The sequence below is a fragment of the Mesorhizobium sp. M0830 genome, from assembly GCF_040319965.1.
Lineage (GTDB): Bacteria > Pseudomonadota > Alphaproteobacteria > Rhizobiales > Rhizobiaceae > Mesorhizobium.
In genome coordinates this window covers 21,233-39,670 of the sequence record NZ_JAMYOR010000026.1, presented here as the reverse complement: position 1 = coordinate 39,670, position 18,438 = coordinate 21,233, and the positions used below count along the sequence as shown (strand labels likewise).

Genomic DNA, 18,438 nt, shown 5'->3' with positions numbered 1-18,438 from the left:
GCATTAGGCTGTTACCGGGCAAGGAAACAGGAGCCGTCAGGACGCGTCCGCTCCTTTGACGGAAAAAAATTGAAGCACGCCCGGCAGCCCGCTCGCTTCCATCTCGCCATGCTCTTCGAATATCAGGTCGGAGCCGACCACCGCCACGTCCTTCCAGGTGGACAGCGCGGCGCGTGATCGGCGCTCGCCCGGGCAATTCCGTGAGCACAACAGCTCGCAGCGGCCGGCACCGTTGCAAATCGCGCACCCTGGAGCGAACGAAGCGACTAGCCTTTCGCTTCGACCAGGATCACCAGCGACTCCGGCGCTACGCCATCATAGGCCATCGCATCGGCTGCTGCCTTACTCTGCATCAAAGCGGCCATCTTATCCATGTCCGGAACGTCCATCATCACGGCCACGTGTTTCGGGTTCTGCGGATCGACGAAAGTGCGGATGTTAGTGATCCCAAGCGAGCCGAAAAGCTCCTTACGCTTGGGTGAACTGAGCCAGTGCTTGCTGTCTTTCGTGATGTTGTGATGGCCGATAACGGTTGGCATGGCGTCCTCCCTGGTTTTGCGCAATTCTCAAGGGAAAGCGCTATGCGCTTTTTCCCGGGATTTGCTTCAGGTGATGCCTGCGGTCGATGTCGCCCGCCTGATGCTGCGATCCACCTGTACCAGCCAGTGAGCGCCGTTTCTCTTGGACTGTCAATTAGCTTCTGCTGATGGATAGTGGGTGTCCTGTCGTCCCGCCGTCGGAGTTGCTGGCGCCTCAAACTTCGAGGCACACCTAGCCGAAATGCTTCCGGGATTCGTAGTGCGTGAACACGGCGGCGATGCTGGTCCGCCCGGCTGCCGATGGAGATCCCGCCGCCCGGCGCTCTCAGCCTGACCAGTCTTATTGTCTTTCTCCGACCTGTGGGGTGTCTAAAATTGGGGCGACGCGCTCGACCTATCGGACCTGCCGGCCGGAAATCACCCGCAGCCAGGGCGCCAGATGGAAGGCGCTCATCAGCAGATACATCGGGGCCATGCCGGTGAGCGGCGAGGAGCCCGTGCACAGCATGGCCGCATCACCGCTGAAGATGCAGGTAAGCAGCGCCATGACGGCAAAGGTCGGGGCTGCGGTAAGGCATAGCCAATCGGCGATGCCGAGGGTGGACGCATTGATGTTTTCGGGGATCGCTTCGCTGGTGGCTGTATGGATATCGTGCATGGTCCTCATCCTTAAATTGTGATGCCAGCGTCGCATGGGTGCGCGCCGGGGCGTCGCATGTGGTGGGGCGCGCGCGACCTTCCAGGATTTGGGTTCCTCTCCCCACTTTCGTGGGGCGAGGAACCAAGCTGGAGAGCCCTTACTCGCCCTTGTCCCGGAACGCCGCTTCGCCGGCTGCCGACACTTCTTCCCATGTCTTGTCTGGCGCGGCGTCGTAATTGTCGTGCCAGTTCCACCAGCTGTAGAGCGGGGTCTGCGGATAGCCTTCGGGCGAATCCTCCCAGATCTCCTGGCGGCCAAGCGGCGTCGCGTCGAGATAGCTCCATACGGTGCCCATCGCCTCGTCTCCGCGGCTGTTGATGAAGTAGGTGCGGAAGATGCGGTCGCCATCGCGGATGAACACGTTGTGGCCATGCCATTCGTCGACACCGAAGTCTTTGTCGAAACTGTCGGTGATGGTGTACCAGGGCATCTCCCAGCCCATCCGCTGCTTCAGCCGGGCAATGTCGGCCTGCGGGGCGCGCGAGGCGTAGGCGAGCGTGGTGTTGCGTGCATTGAGATGGGCGAGGTGGCCGACCTGATCGGCGCCGAGCGAACAACCGCGGCAGGCATGTTCGGGCCAGCCGAACACGCCGGGCTCGAAGAAGGCGCGGTAGACGATCAATTGTCGGCGGCCTTCGAACAAATCGAGCAGGCTGGCCTTGCCATTCGGCCCCTCGAACACGTAGGCCTTGTCGACTTCCATCCACGGCATGCGCCGGCGCTCGGCGGCCAAAGCATCCTTGGCGCGCAGCGTGGCCTTCTCCTTCACCAGCATCTGTTCGCGGGCGGCTTCCCAATCCTGTCTAGAGACGATCGGCGGGGTCTTCATTGCGGTCTGCTTGGTCATTGGTCGTCTCCTTTGCCAGTCTGTTGTCGCGCCGTTGCGACGTGTGGTTGCTTGCTGTCAGGCAGAATAGGTCGGTCAAGCGCGGGGGTGGGAGTTACAAGTGTGACGGGATTTGAAAGAGCCGGCCCGCCGCAGCAGGGGTGGCGCATCCGCTCAGTGCCCTCGACAGTGTCGTTCATCGCGTGGTTTTCCCTTGTTGTGCCGCTGCCGATACGGCTTGCTGGTTGGCGGCCGTGACTTAAATTAGGGCGTGCAACGCAGGGGTGGGAGTTACAAGTGTGACGGGATTTGAATGGACTCGCTGATCACCGCGGCGGCACTGGCGCTGGCCGGCGGCGATCCGCTCGGCGCGCTGGATCGTGTCGCCTTGCGCGAAGATCCGCCGGCGCTGGCGCTGCGCGGCATTGCCATGGCGCAGCTCGGCGATCTCGATCGCGCCAAGGCGCTGCTGCGGCGGGCCGCGCGTGGCTTCGGCCCGAAAGAGGCGGTGGCGCGGGCCAGATGCGTCGTCGCCGAGGCCGAGATCGCACTGGTGTCGCGTGATCTGGGATGGCCGGACAAGGCGCTCGACGCGGCGCGCGCAACGCTGGAAAAGCACGGCGACCGGCTGAACGCCGCGCATGCCGGCCACCTCAAGGTACGGCGCCTGCTCTTGATCGGTCGTCTCGACGAGGCCGAAGACGTGCTGGCCGGGCTCGACCCGGCGCCGCTTCCGCCGGCCGCGCGAGCCGCGCACGAGCTCGCCGTCGCCGGTATCGCGATGCGGCGCCTGAAAACGAAGCGGGCGCGCAGGGCATTGGAGTGGGCCCGCCATGCCGCCCGCCGGGCCGGCATTACGGGCCTGATCGCAGAGGTCGACAGTGCTTTCCTGGCGCTGGACACGCCGGCGGCGCGGCTGATCGCTGGTGGTGAGCAGCGCCCCTTGCTGCTCGAGGACGTCGAGGCGTTGCAGGCGTCGCCGGCGCTGGTAGTTGATAGCTTCCGCTATGTCGTGCGCCAGCGGGAAGCAACCGTCTCGCTGGCCACGCGCCCGGTGCTGTTTGCGCTGGCACGCACACTCGCCGAAGCCTGGCCTGGCGATGTGTCGCGGGCGAGACTGATCGCCGAAGCCTTCGGCGGCAGGCACGCCGATGAATCGCATCGGGCGCGGCTGCGGGTCGAGATCGGCCGGCTGCGGGTCGAACTGCGGGGGCTGGCCGATATCGGCGCGACCAGCCAAGGCTTCGCACTGGCGCCGCGCCACGAGCACGAGGTGCTGGTGCTGGCGCGGCCGATCGAGGAGCGGCACGCTGCGGTGCTGGCCTTCCTTGCCGATGGTGAAGCCTGGGCGACCTCTGCGCTGGCACTGGCGCTTGGCATCGGCCAGCGTAGCGTGCAGCGGGCGCTGGAGCAGCTTGGCGAGGCGGGCAAGGTGCAGTTTTTCGGACATGGGCGGGCGCGCCGCTGGATGACGCCGCCGGTGGCTGGATTCACGACGACCTTGTTACTCCCGTCCCCGCTGTCGAACGGCTAAGGTGTGTTGATATTCAGGTGAGGGCCGGCCTGCAAATGGTGGCTTCCTGCGCTTCCGGTGCTCACGTTCGACACACCTTCGAACATGACCGGCGGGATGACGACCAAACATTGAGGATCAAGATATGAGACATTCAGCGGCCGAAGTCCTGCACGAGTACGGACCTTTTCCCGGTGTGGAAAGGGTGCATGGAGTGAGCTTTGACGGCAACAATGTCTGGTTTGCCTCGGGTGAGAAGCTGAACGCCTTCGATCCGGCAAACGGGCAGGCGCTGCGCTCGATCGATGTCGCGGCACATGCCGGCACCGCCTATGACGGCCGGCATTTCTTCCAGCTTGCCAACGACCTGATACAGAAGATCGACCCTGATACCGGCCAGGTGCTGGCGACCATTCCGGCGCCCGGCGGCGGCGGCGATTCCGGGCTGACCTGGGCCGAAGGGACGCTATGGGTAGGGCAATACCGCGAGCGCAAAATCCACCAGATCGACCCTGAGACCGGGGCAATCCTGCGCACCATTGAATCCAACCGTTTCGTCACCGGGGTGACCTGGGTCGATGGCGAGCTGTGGCACGCCACCTGGGAAGGCGACCAGAGCGATTTGCGCCGCGTCGACCCGCAATCAGGCAAGGTTCTGGAGAAGCTCGACATGCCGGCCGGCATGGGCGTCTCGGGACTGGAATCCGATGGCGGCGACCGGCTCTTCTGCGGCAGCACCTCTGCCGGGGTGGTGCGGGCGGTGCGCCGGCCGCGGTGAGGACGTATCCTTCGACGCAAAGATCGGGACGCAGATCGCATGTGGCAAATTTGTCCCCTGCCGACTGGCCGCCGCCCCCCATCGAACCTAGATAGGGCGGGCACCGGGCGAACCGCCTGGACCATCTTTGCAAAGGATTCCCGCCATGCCTGAACAGCCCACCATGCCTGGAAAAATTGCGTTGAACGACGGCTCCGCCATTCCCCAACTCGGCCTTGGCGTGTGGCAGGTCGATCAGGGCATCACGGCGCAAGTGGTGGGTTGGGGGATCGAGGCCGGCTATCGTCTGATCGACACCGCCGAAGGCTACCGGAACGAAGAGGGGGTCGGAGAGGCGATCCGCAGCTCCGGCGTGCCGAGGGGCGAATTGTTCATCACCTCCAAGCTGCGCAACGGCGCGCACCAGCGCGATGCGGCGCTGCGCGCCTTCGACGAGACGATGGACAAGCTCGCTATCGAGCAGATCGACCTGTTCCTGATCCACTGGCCGGTGCCCAGCCAGGGCAAATATGTCGAGGCCTGGAAGACGCTGGTCGAGCTCAGGCAGTCCGGCCGCATCAAGTCGATCGGCGTTTCGAATTTCAACCAGGACCATCTCGAGCGGATCATCGGCGAGACCGGCGTGACGCCTGTCGTCAACCAGATCGAGCTGCATCCCCAGTTTCAGCAGCGCGGTATCAGGGACTTCCATGCCAGGCATGACATCCGCATCGAAAGCTGGAGCCCGCTGGGCAGCGGTCGGCTGCTGAACGATCCGACCATTGCCGGCATCGCCCGAAAGCACGGCAAGTCCGCGGCGCAGACAATCATCCGCTGGCACCTTCAGGAGGGGCTGATCGTCATTCCAAAATCGATCCACCAGGACCGCATCGCCGCCAATTTCGACGTCTTTGATTTCGAGCTGGACGCGCAGGATCTGCAGACGATCCGCGGCATGGATTCAGCCTCCGGCCGCACCGGACCGAACCCCGCCACGGCCGCGTTTTTGTTTTGAGGGGAGCCGACCGTGAAGCTGCCAATCTCCCCCGCAAGGGTGGAGATCGGCTAATCTCCAGCTGCAGCGATTGGGTACGGCCAGCCCCTCAAATCCCCGAGCCATCCAACTGCTGGGCGTCTTCGCCTTCCCACGGCGCCGGCATGGATGCACGGCTGAGGTTGGCTGTCGGCAGCGGCATCCAGCATTTCAGTTCAGGTTCGGCGTATTCGATGACGCGCCCGGGCGACGAGTCCGATGCGCGCCAGCCTTCCGGGGCGAACTGGTCGGCGCGCGACCAATAGGCGAGGTCGACTTCCGCCGGCCCCTGTTCGGATGGGCGCACCGTGACCAGGATCCGGCTCCCATCCCTCGGCGCCGTCGACATGTGGCGCCACCGTTCGGGTTCGTCCATCGCAATTCCTCCTCGCACCTGCAGCGTTGGGTGGAGTGTCGCCTCGCGGTCCGAAGGGGTCAACCCAAAGTTTGCGCCATGGAGCGGTCCGGCATGATGTCAGAACAGGATTGGACCAGGCGAAATTGGCGACCGACATATACTGTGAAAGAAACTTGAAGACGTCGGTCGCCAGGGGCGGGGTTGGGACGCACCACGTTGGGGACGCGATGCACGGTCAGGCTAGGCGGATGCCTGATATCTGCAATCGGAACACCCGCCCATGGTGAACGACTGGTTACTATCCACAGGGTTCGCCCGACGGATCGCGTCTGGCCGGCTGTGCGCAACGCGGAACTGGCGGCCATGCGCGCTCGACGGGCTGTGACCCAGTTGATAAGCCCGTCTGCGAAAGGAGCCTTGAGTCGAAATGACCGTTGCGATCGAGATGGGACACACGACAGCGGGCGCCCCGGCGAACCTGGATCTCGAGGAATTGCTGGCCACCCGGCTTTTGGTGCAGGGCAATTCGGGCTCCGGCAAATCGCATCTTTTGCGCCGGCTCCTGGAACAGAGCGCGCCCTGGGTGCAGCAGACCATCATCGATCCCGAAGGCGACTTCGTCTCGCTGGGCGACCGTTACGGCCATCTGGTCATCGATGCCGAGCAGCATACCGAGCGTGGCTTGCAGGCGGCCGGCGAGCGGGCGCGCATCCATCGCGTTTCCACCGTGCTCAATCTCGAAGGGCTCGATGCCGAGAACCAGATGCGGCGCGCCGCCGCCTTCCTCGGCGGGCTGTTCGAGGTCGCCCGCGACCACTGGTACCCGATGCTGGTCGTCGTGGACGAGGCGCAGGTGTTCGCACCGGCGGTAGCCGGCGAGGTGTCGGACGAAGCGCGCAAACTTTCGCTCGGCGCGATGACCAATTTGATGTGCCGTGGCCGCAAGCGCGGGCTTGCCGGCATCATAGCCACCCAGCGGCTGGCCAAGCTCGCCAAGAACGTCGCCGCCGAGGCGTCCAATTTCCTCATGGGCCGCACCTTCCTCGATATCGACATGGCGCGCGCCGCCGATCTCCTGGGCATGGAGCGGCGCCAGGCGGAGGCGTTTCGCGACCTGGAGCGCGGGCAGTTCATGGCATTGGGGCCAGCGCTGTCGCGCCGTCCGCTGGGGCTTCGCATCGGCCCGACCGACACCAGCCCGCGCAACGGCACGCCGCGGCTGATGGCGATGCCGGAGGCGGCGCTGGAGGATGCACGGGCGATCATCCTGGCCGCTCCGCCGCCCGATACCGCGCGGCCGCAGCGGAGGACGGCGTCGCCGGACCTGCTCGACCAGCTGATGGCGGCGAAGTCGGCGGCGCTGGAAATCCGCCCCGAACCGGTGGAGCCGCAAATCAGCGCCGAGGATCTGGCGGAGCGTCGCGAGCGCGTCGACCGTGTGCTGCGCGCCATCCTGGCGCAGCCCGACGCGGGTTTTCGCGTCATCGGCGTGCTCTATCAGGAATTCGTGGTCCGCTGCCGCATCGAAGGCCTCGCCTCGGTCGTGCCCGACCTGCCGGAGTTCCGCCGCATGCTGACGCGCGCCCGCGCCGGCCTCGGCTCCGATATGGCGGCAGGGGATGACGCCTGGCAGGACGTTTCCGTCCGCGCGTCGCTGCTGCCCGACGACATGCAGGGCGTATTCATGATGATCGCGCGTGCGGCGAAGGAGGGCTGGCCGTGCCCGAGCGACGCGGCGATCGCCCGCGCCTACGGTTCCCACTCGCTGCGCCGCGCCCGACGCCTCTTGACATATATCGAGGAGCAAGGCCTCATCGTCTGCCAGCTCGACGGCGTCGGCCGGCGCACCGTGACGCTGGTCGAACTGGCCTGGGCAACCGCGCCGGGCGACCCGAATGCCGAGGAGGCGGAGCAGGGGAGCCTGGCGCTGTGAGGGACGGCCCATCAAAACAAGAAGATGGAGCTGCGTTTCCGTGAACCGATGCACCTTGATCGGCTTCCGCATGATCGATGGCCTGAAATCATTCGCCGCAATACCCGGCGACCATCACCTTCGTTCCGTAACTGTCTCGGCAAAACACTTTGCTAGATCTTGCGGCACTCCGAGCTTCTTTGCCCAGGATACCAATTCAGGTTTTTCCGATGGAGCCGCATATCCGCCCCATGCTTCGCGAAACTGCCTTTTTCCATTGACTGTCTGGAAGAACATCATGCCGTCATCGGCCACGGGCGTAGAAATATAAACGGCGCTCCATTTCCCGCTTTCCAGAATCGTTTGGAATTTCACCTGGGCGGGTTTGACCTTGTTGGTCATCGCCGATGCAACGAGAGGGCCAAACTCTTGTTCGCGCGCCTTCGTCACATCGACCTTTACGCCGTGGCAGTCGCTATTCGCGGCGAAAGCGGACGTCAGCATCATTCCAAGCCCCGCGAGGCCGATCACAACGATCTTGGCACGTCGATGGCTGTCGAATTCAGACATAATCGGCCTCCTTGTTGGCCGCGAGGCCTATCAATTGGAATCGTCATCGTCCGATGAGCTGTCATCGGCTGGCGTGTCGACCTCGCAGCCGATGCCGTGGCATCCCTGGTAATTGCCCTGCGTATCGAAATTCGGATTGCCTTGCTTATCGTATTGCGGCCTGTCGTCGATGCTTTGATCGCCATCATCAGGGTCGTCGACCTTGCATCCCAGCCCATGGCAGCCGATGTAGCGGCCGCGCGTATCGAAGTTCGGATTGCCGTTCCTGTCGTATTGCGGCCGGTCATCGATCTTCCAATTTTTTTGCTGAGGCCGATCGACCAGGCAGCCGTTTCCGCGACAATCATCATAGTCATCGGTGGTGCATCCGGCGACCGCCACCAAGGCAGTGGCGATGATCGCGTAGACTGTGAATTTCATAGTTCATTCCTCGACTGGCTGGCGGCTGCGGGTGTCCGTCAAATGTGTGGCTCGACGACCGAGAGCAGCCTGGGATGGAGATGGTCCACAGCCTCAAAAGAAGAGCGGGCAGGATCGAGCTCACGGGAGGCCGCATCAGCGGATGTCGATTTCCCTTTCCATGCTTAGCGCCGTCCGCCCAAGCATGCAGCAATCCGCGGACGCGGATGCTGTTGCCAAAAAAAGCTGCATCCGAAGTCGGCCTGTGGCAAGAAAAAAACGCCATAGCGCGGGTTGAATTTTGCAAATGCTTAATAATATGGAAAATAGGCTGGAATTCGCGATGATTTCTTAGCAGATGCTGAAATGACGTTGTCGGAAAATCATGGAAACATATGAATATAACTTATTTCTGTAATCCATATCTCTTCGCAAATATATCGAATTGTTGTTTAAAATCCATACCAAAATAAAAATGGCGTATCACTGAATGACTTCTTTTTGGTTAGGGCATGGCCTGATATGTTGTAAAGCCTGTTTTCGTTACTGGCCAGGCCGTTGCATGCATCCGAAAGAAAAGCCGCCGGCACGAAAGGTTGTTTTCCGAGCTGCCGCATGCCGCAAAACAGCCGATCGGACCGTTCTGCACGTGCCCGGCAACACCGCGCGAGGGCCGGTCGCCGCTCTTCCATGGACGCGCCAGGCTTTCCGGTTTCTGGCGAAATTCCCTTGCCTTCCTCGACCGGGTTGAGATGCCAACAAGGAAAGGATCGCCATGCGGACCTGGTGCAGGCTAGCCGGCTCCTTAATTCTGCTCCTGACGTTGTTGTGGCCGCAAGTTGCAGCCGAGGCGCAACAGCCTTCCGAGCCCTTGAACGTCGGCCTCTTTGTCAACCCTCCCTTCGTCATGAAAGACAAGGGGCAGTTCACCGGCATGGCGGTCGATCTTTGGGAGGGCCTCGCGGCTAAACTCGGCCGCCAGTATCGCTACGTCCAGTTCGACACCATTCGCGATCTGGTTCTGGCGACCGCTTCCGGCAAAGTCGACGTAGCGGTCACAAATTTGACGATCAATCAATCCCGGGCCGAACTGCTCGACTTCACCCAGCCCTGGTTCGACGGCGGCATGCGGATCATGATCAGCACGGATCAGGGAAAGGGCTTCGGCAACCTGATCGCGGGTCTTGGCGACGCCGGCTTCCTAAAAGCTTATGCCTGGATAGCCCTGATCATTGTCGCTGCCACGGTCCTGCTCACCTTCTTCGATCGCCGGTTCGACGAGGCTTTCCCCAAGCGATGGCGCGACGGCTTTGCCGAGAGCTTCTATTCAGTGATGTCGGTCGCGACATCCGGCAAGTCGCCTTCGCGAAAGAACCTGTTCGGCTGGGTCGGCCGTATCTGGCAGGGGCTATGGCTGGTCTGTGGTATCGCTGTCCTTGCCTATGTCACCTCGTCGGTGACGAGCGTGATGACCACCCTTTCCCTCACAAACAAGATCAATGGCCTCGCCGATCTGACCGACAGGCCGGTCGGTGTGCTGACGGGCACCGTCGAGGAGGATTTTGCCCGGCAACAGGGGCTGCAAACTCTCACCTACGCTGGGCTCGATCGCGCCGTCGAAGGTCTTGTGAATGGCAACGTCGCTGCAATCATCGCCGATGCCCCCGTTCTCGAATACCACGCCTACACCCATCCCGATCTACCGGTGAAGGTGGTCGGGCCGCTGTTCGAACCTGACAAGTACGGCTTCGCGCTTCCGCGACAGAGCCTCCTGACCCGCCCCCTGACGATAGAAGTGCTTGGCGCTCATGATGCGGGCGAGATCGATGATCTGCGGACCAAGTATTTTGGGTCTGCTCAATGATGTTTGGGTGTCAATCGGCGGTGAGATTTGGCTCCCGCCCCATCGCTCAACCGAAACCGACTATTTCGACTTGCGGCCAAGGCCCATGGAGATTTCACGCCGAGGCGACGGACGCCGCGACGAGACTCAGCCCGTGAACGCTTTGAATGTGTCTTTGGAGGTCAGCATCACCTCGCCCTTGAGCGAGATCGAGAAATCACCAAGCTGGTACTGGCCTTGGTCATTCTTCACCAGGATATCGCCATCAACCTTGTTGAAGCCACTCTCGATACCTTTGATGATCCTGTCGACGTAGCGCAGGTCGGTCTTGGCGAAGAGAATATCGTTCTTGGCCATCTGTTGCGCGAGACGTTGGAGCTTCGGGTCGTCGCCGATACTTTGCAGACGCGCCTCAACGACCTCGGGACTGATGCGCGCCAACGACGCGTTCAGAACCGGCAATGCCTGCTGCAAGCTGAACAATGAATCGGAAGTCATCCTGCTTGCGTCGGCGTAGTTAAGGCTTTGGTTGCTGATCGCCTTGTTCGCCTGCGCCTGCGGGCTGCGGTCGGCGGCGGCCCCCATCTCGTCCTCGACAGCCCAAATATAGTCATGCTCGTCCATTGCCATCACGGTTTCCCGCGTCTCGCCGGCAGGGATGAAATAGCGGGCAACGGTGGAGTCTTCGTGCCGGCGGTCCGCCTCGACCATCGAGATGATGAAGCGCGTATACTCGGCATAGAGTTCGCCATAATTGGCCTTGCCGGCCAGCATATAGGGGTCGTCCGCCGTAGTCGTAGAAGCCGCGCCGATGGACGAAGTCGCCGGCACATCGGTCTTGGAGATCTGGCCGAAGCCGCTGAACGGATCGTATTCGATGCCGTCCTCGTTGCCGGTCGCGCCCGGACGAATGACCGGGGCCTCGGTCCGCAGCGCTGTGCCCGCTTTGACGAAGGTCGGCTGGCCGGCGCCGGCAAAACCGCTTCTGGCCGACATCAGCTTCTGTATCGTGAAGGTTAGGTCCGAGGTGATCTGCATCGAGCGATCCTTGAATTTCACATGCCTTGGGGTGCAATACACAGAATGAAGCACGGCAGTTAAATAATGGTTGAAGTGGAGTCCGGCAAAAATAGTTATCCTGGCGCCAAAATCGTTTGTGAAATATAATTCACCAGCAACTAATATAGTTGCTTAAGTCATGAAGGCGAAGAACCTTTGAAGCCGATTCTTCGGCCACCGCCATGCTCAGTCATTGGACTGTCGATAGTCCAAGTGATCTGAGCATAGAGCGAAGCCTCAGGCCGGGACGCTCGCGCGGCGATGCTGGGGTCGTTTATCGGCTCCCGTGAGCGCGGCGCTCGAGCCGTGCGAATCGCTTACTGGATGGCGATGATGCCGTCGATGGCCCGCCATTCTGAAGGCCGGATCAGCCGGTGGTGGGCCACCCGAACCGAATGCAGCGGGCCCTCGAGTTCGCGCTCCCAGTAGGATAAAAACCCGTGGAGTTCGGGAAAGTCGGGGGCAAGGTCGTAGTCCTGCCAGACATAGAGCTGAAGCAAGCTCGGATGGTCGGGCAGGCGATAATGAATCTCTGCCGTGGTCAGGCCATAGCCTTCCATCTGGAGGCGGAATTCCTTGCTGACGCTTGCGACCATTCGTTTCTCCTTTCTGTCGGGTATCAGGCGCCCAGCCTGTCGAAGAGATCAGGGAACTCGCCGGGCTCATGAGGTGCCGAGGCGTCGCCGTCGAGCTTGAACAGCGCGTCCATGATCTGGTCGAACGACACTGGTTGGCTGGCGCCCGGTGGTTGGCGCAGTGCCGGCATGGAATAGACGGCGCAGGCATCCGACGCCCAGGAAGACAGGATGGCACGCTTTTCCCACAGGTCGAGCGTGTCGTCGCTCAGCACCTCTTCGGGATGGTTGAAGTGGCTGGCCGGCTGGAGCAGGCGGTCAAGCGCGTAGTCGGATGTTTCGGCGGCCGGGGTGGAAGTGATCGGTGAATAAGCCTGTCGTTCCATCGATATGCTCCGTCTGCGAACAACTCCTTAGGAGGGTAAGCGGTTCCGGCGCCCGCGATGGCGCCGGCGGGGAGATAAGTTGTTGGATGGTGGCGGAAGATTCAAGCGGCGGCCCGGCGTCCTCGCGGAATAAGCCTGCGTTAACAGGCTTTGGCACTCGCAGTGCCCGAGTGCCAAATTTTTTTGGCCGGGCTCTTGAAACCGCAAACCGGCAAACTAGCTCGATATGCGCGCGCGATGCTGCAAAGGGTCGCAGCGTCCCCGCGCCGGTCGCCGGTCCGATATGGCCGGTCCGGCGCGGAGGAACCGTAGAAATATGTTTGTCCAAAAGGAGAACGAAATGGCGTTCCGTCCATTGCATGACCGTATCCTGGTCCGCCGCGTCGAAGCCGAGGAAAAGACGGCGGGCGGCATCATCATTCCTGACACCGCCAAGGAAAAGCCGCAGGAAGGCGAGGTGCTCGCCACGGGTCCCGGCGCGCGCGACGACAGCGGCAAGCTGACCGAGCTCGACGTCAAGGTCGGCGACCGCATCCTGTTCGGCAAATGGTCGGGCACCGAGATACGGCTCGACGGCCAGGATTTGCTCATCATGAAGGAAAGCGACGTGATGGGCGTGATCGAGCAGGCCGAGCAAGTGAAGAAGGCTGCATGACGGCTCCTTCCAGATCCAACCAGTCAACGAATGCTGCCTAGATGAAGGAGTGATCCAATGGCTGCCAAAGAGGTGAAATTCCATACCGAAGCGCGCGAGAAGATGCTGCGCGGCGTCGACATCCTCGCCAACGCGGTGAAGGTGACACTCGGCCCCAAGGGGCGCAACGTCGTCATCGACAAGTCATTCGGCGCGCCGCGCATCACCAAGGACGGCGTCACTGTCGCCAAGGAGATCGAGCTTGAGGACAAGTTCGAGAACATGGGCGCGCAGATGGTGCGTGAGGTGGCCTCCAAGACCAGCGACATTGCCGGCGACGGCACCACGACGGCGACCGTTCTGGCGCAGGCCATCGTCCAGGAAGGCGCGAAGGCCGTTGCCGCCGGCATGAACCCGATGGATTTGAAGCGCGGCATCGACAAGGCGGTCGACGCGATCGTCGCCAAGCTGAAGGCCAATGCCCGCAACGTGACCAGGAACGACGAAATCGCGCAGGTCGGCACCATCTCGGCCAATGGCGATGCCGAGATCGGCCGCTTCCTCGCCCAGGCGATGGAAAAGGTCGGCAATGAAGGGGTGATCACGGTCGAGGAAGCCAAGACCGCCGAGACTGAACTCGAAGTTGTCGAAGGCATGCAGTTCGACCGCGGCTATCTCTCGCCCTATTTCATCACCAACCAGGACAAGATGCGCGTGGAGCTCGAGGAGCCCTATGTGCTGATCCACGAGAAGAAGCTCTCCAACCTGCAGGCGATGCTGCCCGTGCTCGAAGCCGCGGTGCAGTCTTCCAAGCCGCTGCTGATCATCGCCGAGGACGTCGAGGGCGAGGCGCTGGCGACGCTGGTCGTCAACAAGCTGCGCGGCGGCCTGAAGGTCGCGGCCGTCAAGGCGCCAGGCTTCGGCGACCGCCGCAAGGCCATGCTGGAAGACATCGCCATTCTCACCGGCGGCACCGCGATCAGCGAGGATCTCGGCATCAAGCTGGAGAATGTCACGCTGCAGATGCTTGGTCGCGCCAAGAAGGTGGTGATCGAGAAGGAGAACACCACCATTGTCGATGGTGTCGGGCGCAAGGAAGAGATCCAGGGCCGCATTGCCCAGATCAAGGCTCAGATCGAGGAGACCACTTCCGACTACGACCGCGAGAAGCTGCAGGAGCGGCTGGCCAAGCTCGCCGGCGGCGTCGCGGTGATCCGGGTCGGCGGCTCGACCGAGGTCGAGGTCAAGGAGCGCAAGGATCGCGTCGACGACGCACTGCACGCGACCCGCGCTGCGGTGGAGGAGGGCGTGCTGCCCGGCGGCGGCGTCGCGTTGCTGAGGGCCGCCAAGGCGCTAGATGCTGTGCAGACCGACAATGCGGACCAGCGAACCGGGGTCGAGATCGTTCGCCGCGCCATAGAAACGCCGGTCCGCCAGATCGCCGAGAATGCAGGCGCGGAGGGGTCGATCATCGTCGGCAAGCTGCGCGAGAGGAACGAGTTCGGCTGGGGTTGGAACGCCCAGACCAACGAATTCGGCGATCTCTACAGCCAGGGCGTGATCGACCCGGCGAAAGTGGTACGCGCAGCTCTTCAGGACGCGGCATCAGTCGCCGGCCTGCTCGTGACGACCGAAGCGATGGTAGCCGAGAAGCCGAAGAAGGAAGCCGCCACCCCGGCCATGCCGGCCGGCGCCGGTATGGACTTCTGAGGTCGCGGCCAATCCGCCCGCTCCCCACGGGGAGCGGGCATCAGTCGGAAAAAAGTGGAGGTATACATGGATGCAATGGCTGGCCTCGGAGCCGTACCGGCGCCGACGCATCAGGCAAAGGAATTCCTGGCCTACGAGACTGAATGCAGGAGCGCACTGCAGCCGCTGCTGGCGGGACTGCTCGACATGGCCGAAGCCGCCGGCTGGAACCGGCGTACCGCGGCGTCGACGCTGATGTTCCTTGCCGCGCAGCAGGTGTCGGCCGCTGCCAAGGCGTCCGCCGGCGGCTGAACTGGCGAGCGCTGTTTAGCGATCTTCGTCCTGTTGCATGCGACGGAAAACATTTGCTGTTGTGGAGGTGGAGATGTGATTGCGGGCCGGTTGCGTGAATGCCTGAAAATACTGAGATGGGAGGCGGGCGACCTGGCGGCCGAACTTGGCCGTCCGCAAAGCGAGGTCGCATCCTGGCTTGATGGCCGCAATCCGTCTCCGCTTGCCGTCGTCGCTTGGCTGGAGGCGCTGGTGAAGGCGCACAGGGCGCTGCCGGCGCCGGGCCGATGCGTTCCGTCGCTCGGCGCGGCCAGTGTCGGGCCGGCCAAGCTCGAACTGACCGGATCGAGCTTGCCAGGACCGAACTGGGCGGCGATCCGGGCGCGATCGGCGGCACCGAAACGGCTATTCAATCCTCGATACAAGACGTCCAGCCCCACCCACCCTAGCCCCGGCGGGCAGCGCTCTTCGGTCTTCGGTCCGCCGCAGGTCCTGCACAATCGAGAGGAGGCACGAGCCATGAATCATGGGCAGTTCAAGGAACCGGTCACCCTTCTGGTCGGAATGGGTTTTCCGAGGAAGATCGACAGCGTGATGGAAGCCTATGCCCTGCTGCAGGATTGGCCGGCCGCCAGCCGCAATGGCGCCCATGCCGTCGCGCTCAACGCTTGCAGGGCCGGCATCGCCGGTGAGATCGATGCGGAGACGGTGCGGGCCACCCTGGTCACCTTCGCGCGCCGCAACGACATACTTGTGCCGGATATGGCGTCGCCGCCGGCAGCGGTAGCGAATGGTGCGCTGCACGAGGTGAGCTGACGACGACGCATGGCCGCTCGGGCGTTGCCAATGGTTCGAAGAAACCGCCCAACCATGGGCTCCGGGTTCCTTGGCGCTTTGCAGCCGGAGCCATTTTTCCCGACAGCCGTTCTCTTTGACCACAAAAACGTCAAAAAAGTATCGGTCAGATGGACAGACCGTGGTGGCGGCGGCAGGGATTGCCGCCTAAGCTTTGATCACTGCAGAGAGCGGCATACGCGGCCTGCGGAGAGGGCGCTGTAACTGGTCGCATGACTGGACCGGTGCCGGGAGGAACGGGCATGAATCCGGACTTGGAAGTCGTCCAGATCAGACGCGGTGAGTCGTTCAAGGCGTGGGCTCACGGCTATCCCTTCCGCACCGTGCGTTGGCACTTCCATCCTGAATACGAGATCCACCTGGTTGTCGCCACCACCGGCCGCTACTTCGTCGGCGACTTTATCGGCGAGTTCGAGCCGGGCAATCTAGTGCTCACCGGCCCCAATCTGCCGCACAACTGGGTTAGCGACGTACCGCCGGGCGAAACTGTGCCGCTGCGCGGACGTGTCGTCCAGTTCTCGGAAGCATTCATCGCCGAATCGACGGCGGCCCTTCCCGAACTTGCCGCCTGCGCCGGTATCCTGGAAATCAGCCGTCGCGGCGCGCTGTTCTCGCCGGCGACGGCCGAGCTTGCCGCGCCGCTGCTTGCCGAACTGGTCGAGGCGCAGGGCGTGCGCCGCCTCTCGCTGTTCATGGGCGTGCTCGATATCCTGAGCCGTGCCAGCGATGTGCGCACCCTGACCAGCGCCGGTTATCTTCCCGATCCGTCAGGTTTCATGTCGGCAGGCATCAACAAGGCGCTGGCCTACATCAATGGTCATTTGACCGAGCCGTTCAGCGAAGGCGACCTTGCCGAAATCGCCGGGCGTAGCCCCAGCGCATTTTCGCGCAGCTTCCGTCGCCACACCGGCATGGCGCTGGTGGAATATGTCAACCGGCTGCGCATCAACCTCGCCTGCCAGCTGTTGATGAGCGAGGGCCAGATGTCGATCACCGAGATCTGCTACGCCGCTGGCTACAACAATATCTCGAACTTCAACCGCCGGTTCCTGGCGCAGAAGGGCATGTCGCCTTCGCGTTTCCGGATATTGCTGGCGGAAAACATCAATGCGGAGATTGCCGCCTAACAGGGAGGAACCGGGAGGAGCCGAGACTTAGGGAAGGAATGACGCGGGATGCGCTCGAGGCGTCCCGTGCTGGAGATCGCTTGTCCTGAAATCCAGCAACTGTGGCTGATCGTCTTCGATCATGCCCAGGAGGATGCGTTAACGGCTGGCTGGGGATCGAGCAGATCCGCCAGAGGGGCGCGGGTCGCACTCCTCGCAACAGTCGGACTTGAAGTCAAGCTTGGCGCCATGTGGCGATCAGGTTTCGTGAAACCATTTTTGAAACGGAGACATTCGAATGACCAGATTTGCTTGGAAATCGACCGGTGCGGCAGCGCTCGCACTCTCTCTCCTCGGTGGCACGGCTGCCTTTGCCGAGCCGGTCACCGACGCCACCGTGGCCTTCCTGATGCCCGACCAGGCCTCGACCCGCTACGAGCAGCATGATTATCCCGGCTTCGCCGCCGAGATGAAGAAGCTGTGCCCTGGCTGCAAGGTGCTCTACCAGAACGCCGATGCCGACGCCTCGCGCCAGCAGCAGCAGTTCAACTCGGTGATCTCGCAAGGCGCCAAGGCGATCGTGCTCGACCCGGTCGACTCAACCGCCGCCGCCTCGCTGGTCAAGCTGGCGCAGAGCCAGGGCATCAAGGTCATCGCCTATGACCGGCCGATCCCGACAGCACCGGCCGACTTCTATGTCTCGTTCAACAATGAAGGCATCGGCAAGGCCATCGCCGACTCGCTGGTCGAGCACCTGAAGGCGCTCAAGGTCGATCCGGCGACCGGCGGCGTGCTGCAGATCAACGGCTCGCCGACCGACGCGGCGGCCGGCCTGATCAAGAAGGGCATCCACGAAGGTCTCGACAACAGCGGCTACCAAATCCTGGCCGAATACGATACGCCGGAATGGGCTCCGCCGAAGGCGCAGCAATGGGCCGGCGGCCAGATAACCCGCTTCGGTCCGAAGATCCTCGGCGTCGTCGCGGCCAATGACGGCACCGGTGGCGGCGCCATCGCGGCCTTCAAGGCCGCCGGCGTCGACCCGGTACCGCCGGTTACCGGCAATGACGCGACGATCGCGGCACTGCAGCTGATCATCGCCGGCGACCAGTACAACACCATCTCCAAGCCGAGCGAGATCGTGGCGGCGGCTGCCGCCAACGTCGCCATCAAGCTGCTTTCGGGCGAGAAGCCGAAGGCCGAGATGACGCTGTACGACACGCCCTCGCAGCTGTTCACGCCGGCGGTGGTGACGCAGGAAAACCTGAAGGCCGAGATCATCGACAAGAAGATAAACACCGCGGCCGAACTCTGCGTCGATCGTTACGCGGAAGGCTGCAAGAAGCTGGGCATCGGGAACTGACCGCGACCCTTGCCCGCTCCGCTGTCTGGC

At 62.7% G+C, this 18,438-nt stretch carries 20 protein-coding genes; 11 read left to right on the top strand and 9 right to left on the bottom strand.

Annotation, left to right across the window (positions count from 1 at the left end; all coding sequences use genetic code 11):
* Positions 1 to 266: 266 nt before the first annotated feature.
* The 3 genes from NKI20_RS17130 to NKI20_RS17120 all read right to left on the bottom strand — a co-directional run bounded on the left by NKI20_RS17130 (position 267) and on the right by NKI20_RS17120 (position 2,086).
* Positions 267 to 539 (bottom strand): hypothetical protein, encoded by a 273-nt coding sequence (locus tag NKI20_RS17130; protein ID WP_023763192.1) that lies wholly within the window; start codon positions 537 to 539, stop codon positions 267 to 269.
* 394 nt (positions 540 to 933) lie between these two features.
* Positions 934 to 1,197, bottom strand: a complete 264-nt coding sequence (locus tag NKI20_RS17125; RefSeq protein ID WP_352734808.1) for a hypothetical protein — start codon at positions 1,195 to 1,197, stop codon at positions 934 to 936.
* 139 nt (positions 1,198 to 1,336) lie between these two features.
* Positions 1,337 to 2,086, bottom strand: coding sequence for a DUF899 domain-containing protein (locus NKI20_RS17120; RefSeq protein WP_352832198.1), 750 nt, complete (start codon positions 2,084 to 2,086; stop codon positions 1,337 to 1,339).
* A 292-nt stretch (positions 2,087 to 2,378) separates the two neighbouring features.
* Here NKI20_RS17120 and NKI20_RS17115 point away from each other — a divergent pair, with 292 nt between their 5' ends.
* From NKI20_RS17115 to NKI20_RS17105, 3 genes are all read left to right on the top strand, one after another.
* Positions 2,379 to 3,599: a helix-turn-helix domain-containing protein gene (locus NKI20_RS17115; RefSeq protein WP_352832195.1), complete on the top strand. Its 1,221-nt coding sequence runs from the start codon at positions 2,379 to 2,381 to the stop codon at positions 3,597 to 3,599.
* A 124-nt stretch (positions 3,600 to 3,723) separates the two neighbouring features.
* On the top strand, positions 3,724 to 4,356 hold the full coding sequence (locus NKI20_RS17110) for a Vgb family protein (protein ID WP_352602094.1): 633 nt from the start codon (positions 3,724 to 3,726) through the stop codon (positions 4,354 to 4,356).
* A 145-nt stretch (positions 4,357 to 4,501) separates the two neighbouring features.
* Complete coding sequence (locus NKI20_RS17105; protein WP_352832190.1) at positions 4,502 to 5,350, top strand: aldo/keto reductase; 849 nt, start codon at positions 4,502 to 4,504, stop codon at positions 5,348 to 5,350.
* An 88-nt stretch (positions 5,351 to 5,438) separates the two neighbouring features.
* Here NKI20_RS17105 and NKI20_RS17100 read toward each other — a convergent pair whose 3' ends face one another.
* Complete coding sequence (locus tag NKI20_RS17100) at positions 5,439 to 5,744, bottom strand: hypothetical protein (protein ID WP_352728854.1); 306 nt, start codon at positions 5,742 to 5,744, stop codon at positions 5,439 to 5,441.
* A gap of 409 nt (positions 5,745 to 6,153) precedes the next feature.
* Between NKI20_RS17100 and NKI20_RS17095 the strand changes: the two genes are divergently transcribed.
* Positions 6,154 to 7,659: a helicase HerA domain-containing protein gene (locus tag NKI20_RS17095; RefSeq protein WP_352832186.1), complete on the top strand. Its 1,506-nt coding sequence runs from the start codon at positions 6,154 to 6,156 to the stop codon at positions 7,657 to 7,659.
* A gap of 114 nt (positions 7,660 to 7,773) precedes the next feature.
* Here the strand turns inward: NKI20_RS17095 and NKI20_RS17090 are convergent, their stop codons facing one another.
* Together NKI20_RS17090 and NKI20_RS17085 are read right to left on the bottom strand one after the other, a co-directional pair.
* Positions 7,774 to 8,208, bottom strand: coding sequence for a hypothetical protein (locus NKI20_RS17090; RefSeq protein ID WP_352832183.1), 435 nt, complete (start codon positions 8,206 to 8,208; stop codon positions 7,774 to 7,776).
* Between the two features lie 30 nt (positions 8,209 to 8,238).
* Positions 8,239 to 8,628: a hypothetical protein gene (locus NKI20_RS17085; RefSeq protein ID WP_352832180.1), complete on the bottom strand. Its 390-nt coding sequence runs from the start codon at positions 8,626 to 8,628 to the stop codon at positions 8,239 to 8,241.
* An 850-nt stretch (positions 8,629 to 9,478) separates the two neighbouring features.
* On the opposite strand from NKI20_RS17085, the gene NKI20_RS17080 reads away from it, so the two are divergent.
* Positions 9,479 to 10,471, top strand: a complete 993-nt coding sequence (locus NKI20_RS17080; protein WP_352832177.1) for a transporter substrate-binding domain-containing protein — start codon at positions 9,479 to 9,481, stop codon at positions 10,469 to 10,471.
* A 126-nt stretch (positions 10,472 to 10,597) separates the two neighbouring features.
* On the opposite strand, the gene NKI20_RS17075 is transcribed toward NKI20_RS17080, so the two are convergent.
* The 3 genes from NKI20_RS17075 to NKI20_RS17065 form a co-directional block, all read right to left on the bottom strand.
* On the bottom strand, positions 10,598 to 11,488 hold the full coding sequence (locus NKI20_RS17075) for a hypothetical protein (protein WP_352832174.1): 891 nt from the start codon (positions 11,486 to 11,488) through the stop codon (positions 10,598 to 10,600).
* 338 nt (positions 11,489 to 11,826) lie between these two features.
* Entirely contained in the window at positions 11,827 to 12,105 is a 279-nt protein-coding gene (locus tag NKI20_RS17070; protein ID WP_023761093.1) for an usg protein, read from the bottom strand.
* Positions 12,106 to 12,128: 23 nt separating this feature from the next.
* Complete coding sequence (locus tag NKI20_RS17065) at positions 12,129 to 12,470, bottom strand: hypothetical protein (RefSeq protein ID WP_352832171.1); 342 nt, start codon at positions 12,468 to 12,470, stop codon at positions 12,129 to 12,131.
* A 340-nt stretch (positions 12,471 to 12,810) separates the two neighbouring features.
* Between NKI20_RS17065 and NKI20_RS17060 the strand changes: the two genes are divergently transcribed.
* The 6 genes from NKI20_RS17060 to NKI20_RS17035 all read left to right on the top strand — a co-directional run bounded on the left by NKI20_RS17060 (position 12,811) and on the right by NKI20_RS17035 (position 18,408).
* Positions 12,811 to 13,125: a co-chaperone GroES gene (locus tag NKI20_RS17060; RefSeq protein ID WP_023761091.1), complete on the top strand. Its 315-nt coding sequence runs from the start codon at positions 12,811 to 12,813 to the stop codon at positions 13,123 to 13,125.
* Positions 13,126 to 13,182: 57 nt separating this feature from the next.
* On the top strand, positions 13,183 to 14,814 hold the full coding sequence (groL, locus tag NKI20_RS17055; protein ID WP_352832167.1) for a chaperonin GroEL: 1,632 nt from the start codon (positions 13,183 to 13,185) through the stop codon (positions 14,812 to 14,814).
* Between the two features lie 66 nt (positions 14,815 to 14,880).
* Positions 14,881 to 15,105: a hypothetical protein gene (locus tag NKI20_RS17050; RefSeq protein ID WP_023761089.1), complete on the top strand. Its 225-nt coding sequence runs from the start codon at positions 14,881 to 14,883 to the stop codon at positions 15,103 to 15,105.
* Positions 15,106 to 15,180: 75 nt separating this feature from the next.
* Entirely contained in the window at positions 15,181 to 15,900 is a 720-nt protein-coding gene (locus NKI20_RS17045) for a DUF982 domain-containing protein (protein ID WP_352832164.1), read from the top strand.
* Positions 15,901 to 16,181: 281 nt separating this feature from the next.
* Positions 16,182 to 17,066, top strand: coding sequence for an AraC family transcriptional regulator (locus tag NKI20_RS17040; RefSeq protein ID WP_352602073.1), 885 nt, complete (start codon positions 16,182 to 16,184; stop codon positions 17,064 to 17,066).
* Positions 17,067 to 17,343: 277 nt separating this feature from the next.
* Positions 17,344 to 18,408: an ABC transporter substrate-binding protein gene (locus NKI20_RS17035; protein ID WP_352728864.1), complete on the top strand. Its 1,065-nt coding sequence runs from the start codon at positions 17,344 to 17,346 to the stop codon at positions 18,406 to 18,408.
* Positions 18,409 to 18,438: the final 30 nt, after the last annotated feature.

Excerpts from the sequence above, each read along its gene's own strand:
- NKI20_RS17130 (WP_023763192.1), bottom strand. The coding sequence starts at position 539 with ATGCCAACCGTTATCGGCCATCACAACATCACGAAAGACAGCAAGCAC.
- NKI20_RS17125 (WP_352734808.1), bottom strand. The coding sequence starts at position 1,197 with ATGCACGATATCCATACAGCCACCAGCGAAGCGATCCCCGAAAACATC.
- NKI20_RS17120 (WP_352832198.1), bottom strand. The coding sequence starts at position 2,086 with ATGACCAAGCAGACCGCAATGAAGACCCCGCCGATCGTCTCTAGACAG.
- NKI20_RS17115 (WP_352832195.1), top strand. The coding sequence starts at position 2,379 with ATGGACTCGCTGATCACCGCGGCGGCACTGGCGCTGGCCGGCGGCGAT.
- NKI20_RS17110 (WP_352602094.1), top strand. The coding sequence starts at position 3,724 with ATGAGACATTCAGCGGCCGAAGTCCTGCACGAGTACGGACCTTTTCCC.
- NKI20_RS17105 (WP_352832190.1), top strand. The coding sequence starts at position 4,502 with ATGCCTGAACAGCCCACCATGCCTGGAAAAATTGCGTTGAACGACGGC.
- NKI20_RS17100 (WP_352728854.1), bottom strand. The coding sequence starts at position 5,744 with ATGGACGAACCCGAACGGTGGCGCCACATGTCGACGGCGCCGAGGGAT.
- NKI20_RS17095 (WP_352832186.1), top strand. The coding sequence starts at position 6,154 with ATGACCGTTGCGATCGAGATGGGACACACGACAGCGGGCGCCCCGGCG.
- NKI20_RS17090 (WP_352832183.1), bottom strand. The coding sequence starts at position 8,208 with ATGTCTGAATTCGACAGCCATCGACGTGCCAAGATCGTTGTGATCGGC.
- NKI20_RS17085 (WP_352832180.1), bottom strand. The coding sequence starts at position 8,628 with ATGAAATTCACAGTCTACGCGATCATCGCCACTGCCTTGGTGGCGGTC.
- NKI20_RS17075 (WP_352832174.1), bottom strand. The coding sequence starts at position 11,488 with ATGCAGATCACCTCGGACCTAACCTTCACGATACAGAAGCTGATGTCG.
- NKI20_RS17070 (WP_023761093.1), bottom strand. The coding sequence starts at position 12,105 with ATGGTCGCAAGCGTCAGCAAGGAATTCCGCCTCCAGATGGAAGGCTAT.
- NKI20_RS17065 (WP_352832171.1), bottom strand. The coding sequence starts at position 12,470 with ATGGAACGACAGGCTTATTCACCGATCACTTCCACCCCGGCCGCCGAA.
- NKI20_RS17060 (WP_023761091.1), top strand. The coding sequence starts at position 12,811 with ATGGCGTTCCGTCCATTGCATGACCGTATCCTGGTCCGCCGCGTCGAA.
- groL (WP_352832167.1), top strand. The coding sequence starts at position 13,183 with ATGGCTGCCAAAGAGGTGAAATTCCATACCGAAGCGCGCGAGAAGATG.
- NKI20_RS17050 (WP_023761089.1), top strand. The coding sequence starts at position 14,881 with ATGGATGCAATGGCTGGCCTCGGAGCCGTACCGGCGCCGACGCATCAG.
- NKI20_RS17040 (WP_352602073.1), top strand. The coding sequence starts at position 16,182 with ATGAATCCGGACTTGGAAGTCGTCCAGATCAGACGCGGTGAGTCGTTC.
- NKI20_RS17035 (WP_352728864.1), top strand. The coding sequence starts at position 17,344 with ATGACCAGATTTGCTTGGAAATCGACCGGTGCGGCAGCGCTCGCACTC.